The following is a 16102-nucleotide window of genomic DNA, read 5'->3' on the forward strand; positions in this document are numbered from 1 at the left end:
CGTGTGGGTCACGAGCCAGTGAACTACGGGTGGGGGGTATGGGGCAACGCGGCACTGAACACCGTTGTCATCTGCCCTGACCTGCGCAAACGATGCGCAGGTCAGGGCGGTGGGGGCTCACGCCCCGTGGTGCAGCTGCCAGCCCCGCCAGGCCGAGTCGATCATCTCCCGCACCCCGCGCCGGGCCCGCCAGCCCAGTGCCTCGGCGGCCCGCTCGGCCGAGGCGACCGCGCGCGGCGCGTCCCCGGGCGGCGCCCCTCGACCACGGGCGGCCTGCGGTCCCCGGAGACCTCGCCGATGACGTCGATCAGTTCGCGCACCGAGACGCCCTCGCCCCGGCCGATGTTCAGCGTCAGATCGCCCGGCAGGTCCCCGCCCGCCAGGCGCCGCGCGGCCGCCAGGTGGGCCTCCGCGAGATCGGCCACGTGGATGTAGTCCCGCACGCAGGTGCCGTCCGGCGTCGGGTAGTCGTCGCCGAAGATGCGCGGGGCCTCGTCGCGGGTGAGCCGGTCGAAGACCATCGGCACGATGTTGAAGACACCGGTGTCCGCGAGTTCGGGCGCGGCCGCGCCCGCCACGTTGAAGTACCGCAGACATACGGTGGAGATCCCGTGCGCCCGACCCGCCGCCCGCACCAGCCATTCACCGGCCAGCTTGGTCTCGCCGTAGGGGTTCACCGGGGCGCACGGGGTGTCCTCGGTGATCAGCTCCACGTCCGGGTTGCCGTACACGGCCGCGGACGAGGAGAACACCAGCCGGCGGATGCCCGCCCCGGCCACCGCGTCCAGGAGCGTGGCGAGCCCGCCGACGTTCTCCCGGTAGTAGTGGGTGGGCCGGGCCACGGACTCGGCGACCTGCTTGCGGGCGGCGAGATGCACCACACCCGTCACGCCGTACTCGGCGAAGACCCGCTTCAGCCGCTCCCCGTCCAGGGTCGAGCCCTCGACGAGCGGGACCCCCGCGGGCAGCCGGGCGGGCACGGCGGCCGACAGGTCGTCCAGCGCCACGACGCTCTCTCCGGCGCCGGCCATGGCGTGTGCCACATGCGCCCCGATGTATCCGGCTCCGCCGGTGATCAGCCACGTCATGGTCGTCCACCCTATGCCGAGCCCACGGGGTGTCCCGGTTGCCCTGGTCTGCCCCCCAGGGTTTGTGGGGCGGGCCCCGGATCACCGATGATGATCGCGGCAAAGGACGGGGCAGCCCCCGTGGACCGGGCCGTGAACGGCCGGTGAACATGGGCTTCCGCCCATCCGATACCCTCTGCCGACATGCCGCCCGGGTCCCGCGGCCAAGGGCGCCCCACCACGCAGACCGGCGCCCGCGCGCCGACCCCCAGGGAGTGAGTTCGGTTGCCGACCGCCATCGTCACCGGTCAGCCGGTCCCCGGATCGTCGCTCGAGAGCGATCTGCGGTCCCTCGGCTTCGACGTCCAGGTGGCAGCGGACGCCTCCGGGGCGGAGACCCTGCTCGCCGCCGCTCCCGCCGCGGACCGCGTGGCCGTGGTCGACGCCCGCTTCGTCGGCCACCTGCACGCCCTGCGCCTCGGCCTGACCGACCCGCGCTTCCCGCTCTCCGCCGTACCCGGCGCCGTCACCGCCCAGCCCGGCGCACGGCAGGCCCTCACCCGGGCCGTGGCCCGTGAGACCTCCGCCGGCGGCGGCACCGCCCTCGCCGTGGACAGCCTCGCCGACGGCATCGTCACCGCCCTGGACGCCGACGGCGCCGAGGTGCACCGCCCCGAGCTGGGCAGCCTGGTCGCGGCCGTGCCCGACGACCCGCAGGCCCGCAACGAGGCACGGCAGGCCGTCGCCTCCGTGGACGACGAGGCCGTACGCCTGAAGTCCGCCGTGAAGTCCCGCGACGGCTTCTTCACCACCTTCTTCATCAGCCCCTACTCGCGCTACCTCGCCCGGTGGTGCGCGCGCCGGGGCCTCACCCCGAACCAGGTCACCACCGCCTCGCTGCTGACGGCCCTGATAGCGGCCGGCTGCGCGGCGACGGGCACCCGCGCCGGCTTCGTCGCCGCCGGTGTGCTGCTGATCGCCTCCTTCGTGCTGGACTGCACCGACGGCCAGCTCGCCCGCTACGCCCTCAAGTACTCCACGCTCGGCGCCTGGCTGGACGCCACCTTCGACCGGGCCAAGGAGTACGCCTACTACGCCGGCCTCGCCCTCGGCGCCGCCCGCGGCGGCGACGACGTGTGGGCCCTGGCGCTCGGCGCGATGGTCCTGCAGACCTGCCGGCACGTGGTGGACTTCTCGTTCAACGAGGCCAACCACGACGCCACCGCCAACACCAGCCCCACCGCCGCCCTCTCCGACCGGCTCGACAGCGTCGGCTGGACGGTCTGGGTGCGCCGCATGATCGTCCTGCCGATCGGCGAGCGCTGGGCGATGATCGCCGTGCTCACCGCGGCCACCACCCCCCGCATCACCTTCTACGTGCTGCTGATCGGCTGCGCCTTCGCGGCGGCCTACACCACGGCGGGCCGTGTGCTGCGCTCGCTGACCCGCAAGGCCCGCCGCACCGACCGCGCGGCGCAGGCCCTCGCCGACCTCGCCGACTCCGGTCCGCTCGCCGACGCCCTGCGACGCCCGCTCAAGCGGGGCCTGCCCGGCCTCGCCGTCCCCGCGGTCGCCCTGCTCGGCGGCGCCGTCGTCGTGGCCTGCTCGGCCCTGACCGGCCGCGGCAGCGTGCTGCCCGTCGTCGGCGCCCTCGTCTACGTCCTGACCTCGGCCCTCGCCGTCGCCCGCCCCCTCAAGGGCGCCCTCGACTGGCTCGTCCCGCCGGTCTTCCGGGCCGCCGAGTACGGCACCGTCCTCGCCCTCGCGGGCAAAGCAGGGGTGAACGGGGCCCTCCCCGCGGCTTTCGGCCTGGTGGCCGCCGTCGCCTACCATCACTACGACACGGTGTACCGCATCCGCGGCAACGCCGGCGCGCCGCCGGCCCGGCTGGTGCGCGCCATCGGGGGGCACGAAGGGCGGACGCTGCTCGTCACCGTCCTGGCCGCGGTGCTCACCGCCTCGCAGTTCAAGGTCGCGCTCACGGTGCTCGCCGTGGCCGTCGCCCTGGTGGTGCTCGTCGAGAGCATCCGCTTCTGGGTGTCCGCTGGGGCGCCCGCCGTACACGATGAAGGAGAACCCGCATGATCGGCCTCGTGCTGGCGGCAGGCGCCGGACGGCGACTGCGCCCCTATACCGACACCCTTCCCAAGGCTTTGGTGCCGGTGGGGCCCGCGGGCGCGGAGGACTCGATCACCGTGCTCGACCTCACCCTCGGCAACTTCGCCGAGATCGGTCTGACCGAGGTCGCGATCATCGTCGGCTACCGCAAGGAGGCCGTGTACGAGCGCAAGGCGGCCCTGGAGCAGAAGTACGGCGTCAAGATCACCCTGATCGACAACGACAAGGCCGAGGAGTGGAACAACGCCTACTCCCTGTGGTGCGGCCGTGACGCCCTCAAGGACGGTGTGATCCTCGCCAACGGCGACACGGTCCACCCGGTCTCCGTCGAGAAGACGCTGCTCGCCGCCCGCGGCGAGGGCAAGAAGATCATCCTCGCCCTCGACACCGTGAAGTCCCTCGCGGACGAGGAGATGAAGGTCGTCGTCGACGCCGAGAAGGGCGTCCGCAAGATCACCAAGCTGATGGACCCCGCCGAGGCGACCGGCGAGTACATCGGCGTCACCCTGATCGAGGGCGACGCCGCCATCGAACTGGCCGACGCGCTGAAGACGGTCTGGGAGACGGACCCGCAGCAGTTCTACGAGCACGGCTACCAGGAGCTGGTGAACCGCGGCTTCAAGATCGACGTGGCACCGATCGGTGACGTCAAGTGGGTCGAGATCGACAACCACGACGACCTCGCCCGGGGACGGGAGATCGCGTGCCAGTACTGACCCGGCTGATCCCCTCGCCGGTCGTCGTCGACATCCGCGCGGGTGCCCTCGACGACCTGGCGGGCGTCCTCGCCGACCAGCGCATCTCGCACTCCGGCCGGCTCGCCGTCGCCGTCAGCGGCGGCTCCGGCGCCCGGCTGCGCGAGCGGATCTCGCCCTCGCTGCCCGGCGCCACCTGGTTCGAGGTCGGCGGCGGCACCCTGGACGACGCCGTCCGGCTGGCCGGCGAGATGCAGTCCGGCCGCTACGACGCGGTCGTCGGCCTCGGCGGCGGCAAGATCATCGACTGTGCGAAGTTCGCCGCGGCGCGCGTGGGCCTGCCCCTCGTCGCCGTCCCCACGAACCTCGCCCACGACGGTCTGTGCTCGCCGGTCGCCACCCTCGACAACGACGCGGGCCGCGGCTCCTACGGTGTGCCGAACCCGATCGCGGCCGTGATCGACCTGGACGTCATCCGCGAGGCCCCGGCCCGTTTCGTGCGCGCCGGCATCGGCGACGCGGTGTCCAACATCAACGCGATCGCGGACTGGGAGCTGGCCAACCGGGTCAAGGGCGAGCAGATCGACGGCCTGGCCGCCGCCATGGCCCGGCAGGCCGGCGAGGCGGTGCTCCGGCACCCGGGCGGCATCGGGGAGAACGGCTTCCTCCAGGTGCTCGCCGAGGCGCTGGTCCTCACGGGCGTCGCGATGTCGATCTCGGGCGACTCCCGGCCGGCCTCGGGCTCCTGCCACGAGATCAACCACGCCTTCGACCTGCTCTTCCCGAAGCGGGCGGCCGCCCACGGCGAGCAGTGCGGCCTCGGTGCGGCCTTCGCGATGTACCTGCGCGGGGCGCACGAGGAGGCGGCGTTCATGGCCGAGGTGCTGCGCCGGCACGGGCTTCCGGTGCTTCCGGAGGAGATCGGCTTCACCGTGGACGAGTTCGTCCGCGTCGTGGAGTTCGCCCCGGAGACCCGGCCCGGCCGCTACACGATCCTCGAACACCTCGCCCTCGAAACCCATCAGATCAAGGACGTCTACGCCGACTATGTCAAGGCCATCGGTAGCTGAACTCCGTCCGGTCGTCCACCCCGCGGGGGTGAAGGACCGGCGCAGCGGTGAGCACTGGATGGGGCGCCTCTACATGCGAGAGGTCTCCCTGCGGGTCGACCGCTACCTGGTCAACACCAGGGTCACGCCCAACCAGCTCACGTACCTGATGACCGTCTTCGGCGTGCTCGCGGCCCCGGCACTCCTGGTGCCGGGGATCCCGGGCGCGGTGCTCGGCGTGGTGTGCGTCCAGATGTACCTGCTGCTGGACTGCGTCGACGGCGAGATCGCGCGCTGGAAGCAGCAGTACTCGCTGAACGGCGTCTACCTGGACCGGGTCGGCGCCTACCTGACCGACGCCGCGGTCCTCGTCGGCTTCGGTCTGCGCGCCGCCGACCTGTGGGGCAGCGGCCGTATCGACTGGCTGTGGGCCTTCCTCGGCACCCTGGCCGCGCTCGGCGCCATCCTCATCAAGGCCGAGACCGATCTCGTCGGCGTCGCCCGCCACCAGGCCGGCAAGCCGCCGGTGCAGGAGGCCGCCGCCGAGATGCGCACCTCCGGCATGGCGCTGGCCCGCCGCGCGGCCGCCGCCCTGAAGTTCCACCGGCTGATCCTCGGTATCGAGGCGTCCCTGCTGATCCTGGTCCTGGCCGTCGTCGACCAGGCCCGCGGCGACCTGTTCTTCTCCCGGCTCGGTGTCGCGGTGCTCGCCGGCATCGCGCTGCTGCAGACCCTGCTGCACCTCGTGTCCATCCTCGCCTCCAGCAGGCTGAAGTGAGCACGGCCCTGCGCGTCGGCGCCGTCGTCATCACCATGGGCAACCGGCCCGAGGAGCTGCGCGCCCTGCTCGACTCGGTCGCCAAGCAGGACGGTGACCGCGTCGAGGTGGTGGTCGTCGGCAACGGCTCGCCCGTCCCGGACGTCCCCGAGGGCGTGCGCACGCTGGAGCTGCCCGAGAACCTGGGCATCCCCGGCGGCCGGAACGTCGGCATAGAGGCCTTCGGCCCCGGCGGTCGCGATGTCGACATATTGCTCTTCCTCGACGACGACGGCCTGCTCGCCCGGCACGACACCGCCGAGCTGTGCCGCGAGGCCTTCGCCGCGGACCCCGAGCTCGGCATCGTCAGCTTTCGTATCGCCGACCCCGAGACCGGCGAGACCCAGCGCCGGCACGTGCCGCGGCTGCGCGCCTCCGACCCGATGCGCTCCTCCCGGGTCACCACGTTCCTCGGCGGCGCCAACGCCGTCCGCACCCGCGTGTTCGCGGAGGTCGGCGGCCTTCCGGACGCGTTCTTCTACGCCCACGAGGAAACCGACCTCGCATGGCGGGCCCTCGACGCGGGCTGGATGATCGACTACCGGTCCGACATGGTGCTGTACCACCCGACGACCGCGCCCTCGCGGCACGCGGTCTACCACCGCATGGTCGCCCGCAACCGGGTCTGGCTCGCCCGCCGCAACCTCCCCGCCCCTCTAGTCCCGGTCTACCTGGGGGTCTGGCTGCTGCTCACGCTGCTGCGCCGCCCCTCCCGGCCGGCGCTGAAGGCCTGGTTCGGCGGTTTCCGGGAGGGCTGGAGCACGTCGTGCGGCCCCCGCCGTCCGATGCGCTGGCGCACTGTGTGGCGGCTCACACGACTGGGCCGCCCTCCGGTGATCTGACAAGCTCGACGTGAGAGGCCGCGACAGGGCGACCGTCGCGGCGCTCGTGAACGCGTCCGCCCAGAAGGCGGCGCGCAAGCAGTTGAACCCGAAGACGAAAGTTTCCACCTGTGAGTGAGACCACGCACGACGGCACGGTCGCGGTGACCGCGGCCCCGTCGCCCGACGAGGGACTGACGCCGGCCGACCTCGCCGCGAAGTACGGGCTCTCGGTGAGCGGTGCCCGGCCCTCGCTCGGCGAATACGTCGCTCAGCTGTGGGGGCGCCGCCACTTCATCCTCGCCTTCTCGCAGGCGAAGCTGACGGCGCAGTACAGCCAGGCCAAGCTCGGCCAGCTGTGGCAGGTGGTGACCCCGCTGCTGAACGCGGCGGTCTACTACTTCATCTTCGGCGTCATTCTGCAAGCCAGCCGGGGCATGTCCAAGGACGTGTACATCCCGTTCCTGGTCACGGGCGTCTTCGTGTTCACGTTCACGCAGAGCTCGGTGATGACGGGCGTCCGCGCGATCTCCGGCAACCTGGGGCTGGTGCGCGCCCTGCACTTCCCGCGCGCCTCGCTGCCCGTCTCGTTCTCGCTGCAGCAGCTGCAGCAGCTGCTCTTCTCGATGATCGTGATGTTCATCGTGGCCATCGGCTTCGGCAGCTACCCGGGCCTGTCCTGGCTGCTGATCGTCCCGGTGCTGGTGCTGCAGTTCCTGTTCAACACCGGGCTCGCGCTGATCGTGGGCCGCATGGGCGCCAAGACGCCGGACCTCGCCCAGCTGATGCCCTTCGTCCTGCGCACCTGGATGTACGCCTCCGGTGTCATGTTCTCCATCAGCACGATGATGGCGGGCCGCCCCGAGTGGATCGTCCGGCTGCTCCAGGTCAACCCGGCCGCGGTCTACATGGACCTGATGCGGTTCGCCCTGATCGACGGATACGGTTCCTCGAACCTGCCGCCGCACGTGTGGGCCATCGCCCTGTTCTGGGCCGTGGCCGTCTTCGCGGGTGGCTTCGTGTACTTCTGGAAGGCGGAGGAGCGGTACGGCCGTGGCTGAGCAGAACACCCAGGACCGGCGCCCGACGGTCATCGCCGACGACCTGCACATCGTCTACCGGGTCAACGGCGCCAAGACCGGCAAGGGCAGCGCCACCGCCGCGCTGAGCCGCATCGTCAAGCGCGGCGAGGAGCGCGGGGTGCGCAAGGTGCACGCCGTGCGCGGCGTCTCCTTCATCGCCTACCGCGGCGAGGCCATCGGCCTCATCGGCTCCAACGGCTCCGGCAAGTCCACCCTGCTGCGTGCCATAGCCGGCCTGCTGCCCGCCGAGAGCGGCAAGGTCTACACCGACGGCCAGCCCTCGCTGCTCGGCGTCAACGCGGCCCTGATGAACGACCTGACGGGCGAGCGCAACGTCATCCTCGGCGGTCTCGCTATGGGCATGTCCCGGGAGCAGATCAAGGAGCGCTACCAGGACATCGTCGACTTCTCCGGGATCAACGAGAAGGGCGACTTCATCACCCTGCCGATGCGCACGTACTCCTCCGGCATGGCGGCCCGGCTGCGGTTCTCCATCGCCGCCGCCAAGGACCACGACGTCCTCATGATCGATGAGGCCCTCGCCACCGGCGACCGCAAGTTCCAGAAGCGCTCCGAGGAGCGCATCCGGGAACTGCGGAAGGAGGCCGGAACCGTCTTTCTCGTGAGCCACAACAACAAGTCCATCCGCGACACCTGCAACCGCGTGCTGTGGCTGGAACGCGGCGAACTGCGTATGGACGGGCCCACCGAAGAGGTCCTGAAGGAATACGAGAAGTTCACGGGCAAGTAGCCCCTTTCGGCCAGGGCCCCGCCGGCAACCGTCCGGCGGGGCCCTGCGTCTGCAAAGGAAACGTCAACTCCGCCTGGCGCTAGGAATCTTGGCGCCAATCGGTGTGTTCTTGTGATGCGCAGGACACCCCGACGGACCTGGCCGCGCTGTACAACGTAAGCTGTACCGGTGCCGGAAAGCGGCAAGTGGGGCGATAATGCGCGACACCCTCCGACAGGGCGCTCCCGCGGATTACCGGGCGGCGTGTCCGAAATAGTGTGTATTGGGTCGGCAGTGTAGAACGGGAGATGTGACGGCAATGGCTACGGAAACTCCCCAGCTCAACGCCGCATGTGCCGTCCCCGCGCCGGGTAGCGCCCGGTGACGGCCGGCGACACGGCGCCGGATCTGGAACGCGCCACCCTGGACAAGGCCACGAGCGAGAACTTCCCCGTGGCCCCGTTCTTCCTGCCCAGGGCCTGGCGTGACGACCTCATGGCCGTCTACGGCTTCGCCCGCCTCGTGGACGACATCGGCGACGGCGACCTGGCCCCCGGCGGCGCCGACGCCCGCGTGCTCGGCGTGTCGGCCACCGACGCCGAGGACCGCCTCGTCCTGCTCGACGCCTTCGAGGCCGACCTGCGCCGCGTCTTCGACGGCACCCCGCGCCATCCGCTGCTGCGCCGGCTCCAGCCCACCGTCCGCCGCCGCTCCCTCACCCCCGAGCCGTTCCTCGGCCTGATCGCCGCCAACCGCCAGGACCAGCTCGTCCGCCGCTACGAGACCTACGACGACCTCCTCGCCTACTGCGAGCTGTCCGCCAACCCCGTGGGCCGCCTCGTCCTCGCCGTCACCGGCACCGCGACCCCCGAACGGATCCGGCGGTCCGACGCCGTCTGCACCGCACTGCAGATCGTGGAGCACCTCCAGGACGTCGCCGAGGACCTCGGCCGCGACCGGATCTACCTGCCCGCCGAGGACATGAAGCGCTTTCACGTGCAGGAAACGGATCTCGCCGCGAAAACCGCGAGCGCATCGGTGCGCGCCCTGGTTGCATACGAAGGTCAACGCGCCCGCGATCTGCTGAATGAAGGCGCCCCCCTGGTGGGTAGCGTCAACGGCAGGCTGAAGCTGCTGCTCGCGGGGTTCGTGGCGGGGGGGAGGGCGGCGATCCGGGCGATCGCCGCCGCCGAATACGACGTACTTCCCGGCCCGCCCCGACCCGGCAAGGTCCAGCTGCTGCGTGAGGCGGGCGCGATCCTGCGAGGAGAGGGGTGATCCGGACCGTGGATTCTCCGCCGCACGTGTCCGCTCCGGTACTCGCCGCGTACAGCTACTGCGAGGCCGTCACCGGGCAGCAGGCCCGTAACTTCGCCTACGGCATCCGGCTGCTGCCTACGGCGAAGCGCCGCGCCATGTCGGCGCTGTACGCGCTTTCCCGGCGGGTGGACGACATCGGCGACGGCGACCTGGCCGACGAGGTCAAGGTGGCACGGCTCGACGACACCCGCGCGCTGCTCGCCCGCGTCCGCGCGGGCGAGGTCGGGGAGGACGACACCGACCCGGTGGCCGTCGCCCTCAGCCACGCCGCACGCGCTTTCCCCATCCCGCTCGGCGGCCTCGACGAGCTGATCGACGGCGTCCAGATGGACGTGCGCGGGGAGACCTACGAGACCTGGGACGACCTGAAGGTCTACTGCCGCTGTGTCGCCGGCGCCATCGGCCGGCTCTCGCTCGGCGTGTTCGGCACCGAACCGGGGGCGCGCGGCGCCGAGCGTGCCTCCGAGTACGCCGACACCCTCGGACTCGCGCTGCAGCTCACCAACATCCTCCGGGACGTCCGGGAGGACGCCGAGGGCGGCCGTACCTATCTGCCCGCCGACGACCTCGCCAAGTTCGGCTGCTCGGCCGGGTTCGACGGGCCGACCCCGCCGGAGGGCTCCGACTTCGCGGGCCTCGTGCACTTCGAGGTGCGGCGCGCCCGGGCGCTGTTCGCCGAGGGCTACCGGCTCCTCCCGATGCTCGACCGGCGCAGCGGCGCCTGCGTGGCCGCCATGGCCGGCATCTACCGCCGGCTGCTGGACCGCATCGAGCGCGACCCGGAGGCCGTCCTGCGCGGCCGGGTCTCGCTGCCCGGACACGAGAAGGCCTATGTCGCCGTGCGCGGCCTCTCCGGTCTCGACGCCCGGCACGTGACCCGCCACGCCTCCTGGCGGACCGTCAGGAGGCGCACCTGATGGACCCCAGCGAACCGGCGTCGATGCGGCACGCAACCCTCCGCTGCGGCGTGGCGTCCCTGACTGCGACGACCGGGCGTGCACCGTTCAACCAGCACGCTCGGCACGCACGGAAGGACGCACGATGAGCGACGGCTCACGCCCCGCGCAGGAGCGCGCCGGCACCCCGCAGGCCCCCGGCCGCGGTGCCGTCGTGGTCGGCGGCGGCCTCGCGGGCATCACCGCGGCGCTCGCACTCGCCGACGCGGGCGTCCACGTCACCCTGCTCGAAGGCAGACCCCGGCTCGGCGGCCTCGCCTTCTCCTTCCGGCGCGGCGAGCTGACCGTCGACAACGGCCAGCACGTGTACCTGCGCTGCTGCACCGCCTACCGCTGGTTCCTCGACCGGATCGAGGGCGCGGCACTGGCGCCCCTGCAGGACCGCCTGGACGTGCCGGTCGTCGACGTCGACAAACCCGCGGGACGCCGGCTCGGCCGGCTGCGGCGCGACCCGCTGCCCGTCCCCCTCCACCTGGGGCGCAGCCTGGCCGCCTATCCGCACCTCTCGCTCGCCGAGCGTGCCGCCGTGGGCCGGGCCGCGCTCGCGCTCCAGGGGCTCGACCCCGCCGATCCGGCCCTGGACACCCAGGACTTCGGCAGCTGGCTGACCGCGCACGGCCAGTCGGCACGCGCCGTCGAGGCCCTGTGGGACCTGGTCGGGGTCGCCACCCTCAACGCGGTCGCCGGCGACGCCTCCCTGGGACTCGCCGCGATGGTGTTCAAGACCGGTCTGCTGTCCGACCCGGGCGCGGCCGACATCGGCTGGTCCCACGTCCCGCTGGGCGAACTGCACGACCGGCTGGCCCGCAAGGCGCTCGACTCCGCGGGCGTGCGTACCGAGGTCCGTACACGCGTCACCTCCATCTCCTCCAACGAGAACGGGAGCTGGAACGTTCAGGCTTCCGGCGAGACGCTGCACGCCGACGCCGTCGTCCTCGCCGTACCCCAGCGCGAGACCCACGACCTGCTGCCGCCCGGCGCCCTCGACGACCAGGGGCGGCTGCTGGACATCGGCACCGCGCCGATCCTCAACGTCCACGTCGTCTACGACCGCAAGGTGCTCGCGAAGCCCTTCTTCGCCGCCCTCGGCACCCCCGTGCAGTGGGTCTTCGACCGCACCGACGCCTCGGGGCTGCGCACGGGCCAGTACCTCGCGCTGTCCCAGTCCGCCGCCCAGGACGAGATCGACACACCGGTCGCCGACCTCCGCGACCGCTACCTGCCCGAGCTGGAGCGGCTGATCCCGGGCACCCGGGCGGCCGTGGTGCAGGACTTCTTCGTGACCCGGGAGCGCACGGCGACGTTCGCCCCCACCCCCGGCGTCGGGCGGCTGCGGCCCGGCGCCCGCACCAAGTCCCCCGGCCTGTACCTGGCCGGAGCGTGGACCGCCACAGGGTGGCCCGCGACCATGGAGAGTGCGGTCCGCAGTGGAGTGAGCGCGGCCGACGCCGCGCTGAGCGCCCTGGGCCGGCCCCGCCCCCGCCACCTCTTCGAGTTCGAGGAGGCGGCCTGATGCCCGGTCTGGAGCATGCGGCAGGCCCCCGCACCCCCGGTACCGCAACAAGAGGAGAGACTGTGCCCACTGTGCCCCCGGCCTCGAAGCCCGCTCCACGGGCCGCGGTGGACGTGACCGCGCTGCTGGAGCGCGGCCGGACCCTGGCCACCCCGGTCCTGCGTGCGGCCGTGGACCGCCTGGCGCCTCCGATGGACACCGTCGCCGCCTACCACTTCGGCTGGATCGACGCGGCCGGCAACCCGGCCGACGGCGACGGCGGCAAGGCCGTACGGCCCGCGCTCGCCGTGCTCTCCGCCGAGGTCACCGGCGCCGCGCCCGAGGTGGGCGTCCCCGGCGCCGTCGCCGTCGAACTCGTCCACAACTTCTCGTTGCTGCACGACGACCTGATGGACGGCGACGAGCAGCGCCGCCACCGCGACACCGTCTGGAAGGTGCACGGCCCCGCCCAGGCGATCCTGGTCGGCGACGCCCTGTTCGCCCTCGCCAACGAGGTCCTGCTGGAGCTCGGCAGCGTCGAGGCCGGCCGCGCCACCCGACGGCTCACCACCGCCACCCGCGCCCTGATCGACGGTCAGGCGCAGGACATCTCCTACGAGCACCGCGACCGGGTCAGCGTCGAGGAGTGCCTGGAGATGGAGGGCAACAAGACCGGCGCCCTGCTCGCCGCCTCCAGCTCCATCGGCGCCGTCCTCGGCGGCGCCGACGACGCCACCGCCGACGCGCTGGAGAAGTACGGCTACCACCTCGGCCTCGCCTTCCAGGCCGTCGACGACCTCCTCGGCATCTGGGGCGACCCGGAGTCCACCGGCAAGCAGACCTGGAGCGATCTGCGCCAGCGCAAGAAGTCCCTGCCGGTGGTGGCCGCCCTCGCGGCCGGCGGCCCGGCCTCGGAGCGGCTCGGCGAGATCCTCGCCGCCGATGCCAAGAGCAGCGACTTCGAGAACTTCTCCGAGGAGGAGTTCGCGGCCCGCGCTGCCCTCATCGAGGAGGCCGGCGGCCGCGAGTGGACCGCCGGGGAAGCACGCCGCCAGCACGTCATCGCCGTCGAGGCCCTCGACGCCGTCCACATGCCCGACCCGGTGCGGGCCTCCTTCACGGCGCTCGCCGACTTCGTCGTCGTACGGAAGAGATGATCGCCATCGGCTCGACACGCCTCGCTTAGTCGCCGGCCGGTGCCTCCTTACGGGGCAGGACACCGGCCGACGGCGGACCCACAGCAGCACGACTCGCACGACTGCACGAAGGGGAAGCCATGACAGCGACGACCGACGGAAGCACCGGGGCGACCCTGCCGCCCCGCGCTGCCGCGGCCAGCGACACCACCGTCACCACCCCCGAGGCGGCCGGGGTACGGGAAGCCGCCGCGCACGCCGCGAGGCGCGCCACCGACTTCCTGCTCGCCCGGCAGGACGCCCAGGGCTGGTGGAAGGGCGACCTGGAGACGAACGTCACCATGGACGCCGAGGACCTGCTGCTCCGTCAGTTCCTCGGCATCCTCGACGAGACGACGGCCCTGGCAGCCGCGAAGTTCGTCCGCGGCGAGCAGCGCGAGGACGGCACCTGGGCCACCTTCTACGGCGGACCCGGCGAGCTCTCTACCACCATCGAGGCGTACGTCGCCCTCCGCCTGGCCGGCGACCTGCCCGAGGCCCCCCACATGGCGAAGGCCGCCGCCTGGATCCGTGAGCGCGGCGGCATCGCCGCGGCCCGCGTGTTCACCCGGATCTGGCTCGCCCTGTTCGGCTGGTGGAAGTGGGAGGACCTGCCCGAACTCCCGCCGGAGCTCATCTGGTTCCCGACCTGGATGCCGCTCAACATCTACGACTTCGGCTGCTGGGCCCGGCAGACGATCGTGCCGCTCACCGTCGTCTCCGCCAAGCGCCCGGTACGCCCGGCCCCCTTCCCGCTGGACGAGCTGCACACCGACCCGGCCGACCCCAACCCGGCCCGGCCCCTGGCGCCGGTGGCCAGCTGGGACGGCGCCTTCCAGCGGCTGGACAAGGCGCTGCACCAGCTGCGCAAGGTCGTGCCGCGCGGTGTGCGCAAGGCCGCGATGAACGCCGCCGCCCGCTGGATCATCGAGCGGCAGGAGAACGACGGCTGCTGGGGCGGCATCCAGCCCCCGGCCGTCTACTCGGTCATCGCCCTGCACCTGCTCGGCTACGACCTCCGGCATCCGGTGATGCGCGAGGGCCTCGCCTCGCTGGACCGTTTCGCCGTATGGCGCGAGGACGGTGCCCGGATGATCGAGGCCTGCCAGTCCCCTGTGTGGGACACCTGCCTCGCCACCATCGCGCTCGCCGACGCGGGACTGCCCGCCGACCACCCCCAACTGGTCCGGGCGGCCGACTGGATGCTCGGCGAGGAGATCGTCCGCCCCGGCGACTGGGCCGTGAAGCGCCCCGGACTCCCGCCGGGCGGCTGGGCGTTCGAGTTCCACAACGACAACTACCCGGACATCGACGACACCGCCGAGGTGGCCCTCGCGCTGCGCCGGGTCAGGCACCACGACCCCGAGCGCGTCGACCACGCGATCGGACGGGCCGTGCGCTGGAACCTCGGCATGCAGTCGAAGAACGGCGCGTGGGGCGCCTTCGACGTCGACAACACCAGCCCGTTCCCGAACCGGCTGCCGTTCTGCGACTTCGGCGAGGTCATCGACCCGCCGTCCGCGGACGTCACCGCGCACGTGGTCGAGATGCTCGCGGCCGAGGGCCTCGCCCACGACCCGCGTGCCCGGCGCGGCATCGCCTGGCTCCTCGCCGAACAGGAGGCGAACGGCTCCTGGTTCGGCCGCTGGGGCGTCAACTACATCTACGGCACCGGCTCCGTGGTGCCGGCGCTCACCGCGGCCGGCCTGCCCGGCACGCACCCGGCGATCCGGCGTGCCGTGGCCTGGCTGGAGGACGTCCAGAACGACGACGGCGGCTGGGGCGAGGATTTGCGCTCCTACAAGGACGCCGGGGAGTGGAGCGGCCACGGCGCCTCCACCGCCTCGCAGACCGCGTGGGCGCTGATGGCGCTGCTCGCGGCGGGGGAGAAGGACTCCAAGGCCGTCGAGCGCGGCGTCCGCTGGCTGGCCGACACCCAGCGGGAGGACGGCACCTGGGACGAGCCGTACTTCACCGGCACCGGCTTCCCGTGGGACTTCTCCATCAACTACCACCTGTACCGGCAGGTGTTCCCGCTCACCGCGCTCGGCCGGTACCTGCACGGCGACCCCTTCGAGCGGCCCCCGCTCGCCAAGGCCGGCAAGGCCCTCGTCGAGGCACAGGGGGGCTGAGTTGACCAGCCAGCCCGGCCCGGTCCCGCTGCTGATCGCCTGCGCGCTCGGCATCGAGCACCTCGCCCTGCGCACCGGCGACCGCGGCGGCGCCGGCGGGCCGTACACGGTCGTCCGCACGGGCATGGGCCCCCGGGCGGCGGAACGCTCCGTCACCGGGCGGCTCGGCGACCCGGCGCTGGCCGACGCGGCCGTCCTGGCCACCGGCTTCTGCGCCGGGCTCGCCCCCGGCATGCACCCCGGCGACCTGGTCGTCGCCGAGGAGACCCGGGACCCGCGCGGCACGGTCGCCTGTGTGGGTACCGAACTGCTGGTGAAGGAACTCGCGCGCCTGCTGCCCGGGCGCACGGTCCACACCGGCCCGCTCACCGGCTCCGACCACGTCGTCCGCGGCCCCGAGCGCTCCGACCTGCTCGCGACCGGTGCGATCGCCGTCGACATGGAGTCGGCGGCCACGCTCCTGAGCGCGGTGCGCGCCGGCGACCGGCCCGTCGCGGCTGTACGGGTGGTCGTGGACGCCCCTGAACACGAACTCGTCCGGATCGGCACGGTGCGCGGGGGAATATCGGCTTTCCGCGTCCTGCGTTCCGTTCTTCCAGCATTTACCGAATGGCACCGTTCCTTGCTGCTCCCCCGGAGGTGAGCCAG

14 protein-coding genes and 1 pseudogene are annotated in these 16102 nt (G+C 72.4%); 14 read left to right on the top strand and 1 reads right to left on the bottom strand.

Annotated elements, in window-relative coordinates:
- Positions 1-117 precede the first annotated feature (117 nt).
- Positions 118-1088 (bottom strand): annotated as a pseudogene (gene galE, locus N8I86_RS31360) (UDP-glucose 4-epimerase GalE).
- Positions 1089-1352: 264 nt separating this feature from the next.
- On the opposite strand from galE, the gene N8I86_RS31365 reads away from it, so the two are divergent.
- The 14 genes from N8I86_RS31365 to N8I86_RS31425 all read left to right on the top strand — a co-directional run bounded on the left by N8I86_RS31365 (position 1353) and on the right by N8I86_RS31425 (position 16097).
- The gene (locus tag N8I86_RS31365; RefSeq protein ID WP_263279269.1) at positions 1353-3152 is read left to right on the top strand and encodes a CDP-alcohol phosphatidyltransferase family protein; all 1800 of its coding nucleotides are present in this window, start codon (positions 1353-1355) and stop codon (positions 3150-3152) included.
- Entirely contained in the window at positions 3149-3901 is a 753-nt protein-coding gene (locus N8I86_RS31370; RefSeq protein ID WP_123440345.1) for a phosphocholine cytidylyltransferase family protein, read from the top strand. The genes N8I86_RS31365 and N8I86_RS31370 overlap by 4 nt, the downstream gene beginning before the upstream one ends.
- Positions 3889-4950 (top strand): iron-containing alcohol dehydrogenase family protein, encoded by a 1062-nt coding sequence (locus N8I86_RS31375; RefSeq protein WP_073891481.1) that lies wholly within the window; start codon positions 3889-3891, stop codon positions 4948-4950. Before N8I86_RS31370 ends, N8I86_RS31375 begins: the two co-directional genes overlap by 13 nt.
- Entirely contained in the window at positions 4928-5707 is a 780-nt protein-coding gene (locus N8I86_RS31380; protein ID WP_073891479.1) for a CDP-alcohol phosphatidyltransferase family protein, read from the top strand. The genes N8I86_RS31375 and N8I86_RS31380 overlap by 23 nt, the downstream gene beginning before the upstream one ends.
- 8 nt (positions 5708-5715) lie before the next feature.
- On the top strand, positions 5716-6588 hold the full coding sequence (locus N8I86_RS31385) for a glycosyltransferase family 2 protein (protein ID WP_073892118.1): 873 nt from the start codon (positions 5716-5718) through the stop codon (positions 6586-6588).
- Positions 6589-6698: 110 nt separating this feature from the next.
- Complete coding sequence (locus tag N8I86_RS31390) at positions 6699-7628, top strand: ABC transporter permease (protein ID WP_073891477.1); 930 nt, start codon at positions 6699-6701, stop codon at positions 7626-7628.
- Positions 7621-8400 (top strand): ABC transporter ATP-binding protein, encoded by a 780-nt coding sequence (locus N8I86_RS31395; RefSeq protein ID WP_073891475.1) that lies wholly within the window; start codon positions 7621-7623, stop codon positions 8398-8400. Before N8I86_RS31390 ends, N8I86_RS31395 begins: the two co-directional genes overlap by 8 nt.
- A gap of 360 nt (positions 8401-8760) precedes the next feature.
- Positions 8761-9657 carry a squalene synthase HpnC gene (gene hpnC, locus N8I86_RS31400; protein WP_263279270.1) on the top strand — a complete coding sequence of 299 codons (897 nt, stop codon included), beginning with the start codon at positions 8761-8763 and terminating at the stop codon, positions 9655-9657.
- Complete coding sequence (gene hpnD, locus N8I86_RS31405; protein ID WP_263279271.1) at positions 9654-10616, top strand: presqualene diphosphate synthase HpnD; 963 nt, start codon at positions 9654-9656, stop codon at positions 10614-10616. The genes hpnC and hpnD overlap by 4 nt, the downstream gene beginning before the upstream one ends.
- Before the next feature lie 23 nt (positions 10617-10639).
- Positions 10640-10744: a DUF6380 family protein gene (locus N8I86_RS39465; RefSeq protein WP_352228235.1), complete on the top strand. Its 105-nt coding sequence runs from the start codon at positions 10640-10642 to the stop codon at positions 10742-10744.
- Positions 10741-12168, top strand: coding sequence for a hydroxysqualene dehydroxylase HpnE (gene hpnE, locus N8I86_RS31410; protein WP_263279272.1), 1428 nt, complete (start codon positions 10741-10743; stop codon positions 12166-12168). Before N8I86_RS39465 ends, hpnE begins: the two co-directional genes overlap by 4 nt.
- Positions 12168-13304, top strand: a complete 1137-nt coding sequence (locus tag N8I86_RS31415) for a polyprenyl synthetase family protein (RefSeq protein ID WP_073891465.1) — start codon at positions 12168-12170, stop codon at positions 13302-13304. Before hpnE ends, N8I86_RS31415 begins: the two co-directional genes overlap by 1 nt.
- Positions 13305-13423: 119 nt before the next feature.
- Positions 13424-15454 carry a squalene--hopene cyclase gene (gene shc / locus N8I86_RS31420; RefSeq protein ID WP_263279273.1) on the top strand — a complete coding sequence of 677 codons (2031 nt, stop codon included), beginning with the start codon at positions 13424-13426 and terminating at the stop codon, positions 15452-15454.
- A 1-nt stretch (position 15455) separates the two neighbouring features.
- Positions 15456-16097, top strand: coding sequence for a phosphorylase family protein (locus tag N8I86_RS31425; RefSeq protein ID WP_073891461.1), 642 nt, complete (start codon positions 15456-15458; stop codon positions 16095-16097).
- Positions 16098-16102 lie beyond the last annotated feature (5 nt).

The organism is Streptomyces albidicamelliae (assembly GCF_025642175.1).
GTDB lineage: Bacteria > Actinomycetota > Actinomycetes > Streptomycetales > Streptomycetaceae > Streptomyces > Streptomyces albidocamelliae.

Excerpts from the sequence above, each read along its gene's own strand:
- N8I86_RS31370 (WP_123440345.1), top strand. The coding sequence starts at position 3,149 with ATGATCGGCCTCGTGCTGGCGGCAGGCGCCGGACGGCGACTGCGCCCC.
- N8I86_RS31380 (WP_073891479.1), top strand. The coding sequence starts at position 4,928 with ATGTCAAGGCCATCGGTAGCTGAACTCCGTCCGGTCGTCCACCCCGCG.
- N8I86_RS39465 (WP_352228235.1), top strand. The coding sequence starts at position 10,640 with ATGCGGCACGCAACCCTCCGCTGCGGCGTGGCGTCCCTGACTGCGACG.
- hpnE (WP_263279272.1), top strand. The coding sequence starts at position 10,741 with ATGAGCGACGGCTCACGCCCCGCGCAGGAGCGCGCCGGCACCCCGCAG.
- N8I86_RS31415 (WP_073891465.1), top strand. The coding sequence starts at position 12,168 with ATGCCCGGTCTGGAGCATGCGGCAGGCCCCCGCACCCCCGGTACCGCA.
- shc (WP_263279273.1), top strand. The coding sequence starts at position 13,424 with ATGACAGCGACGACCGACGGAAGCACCGGGGCGACCCTGCCGCCCCGC.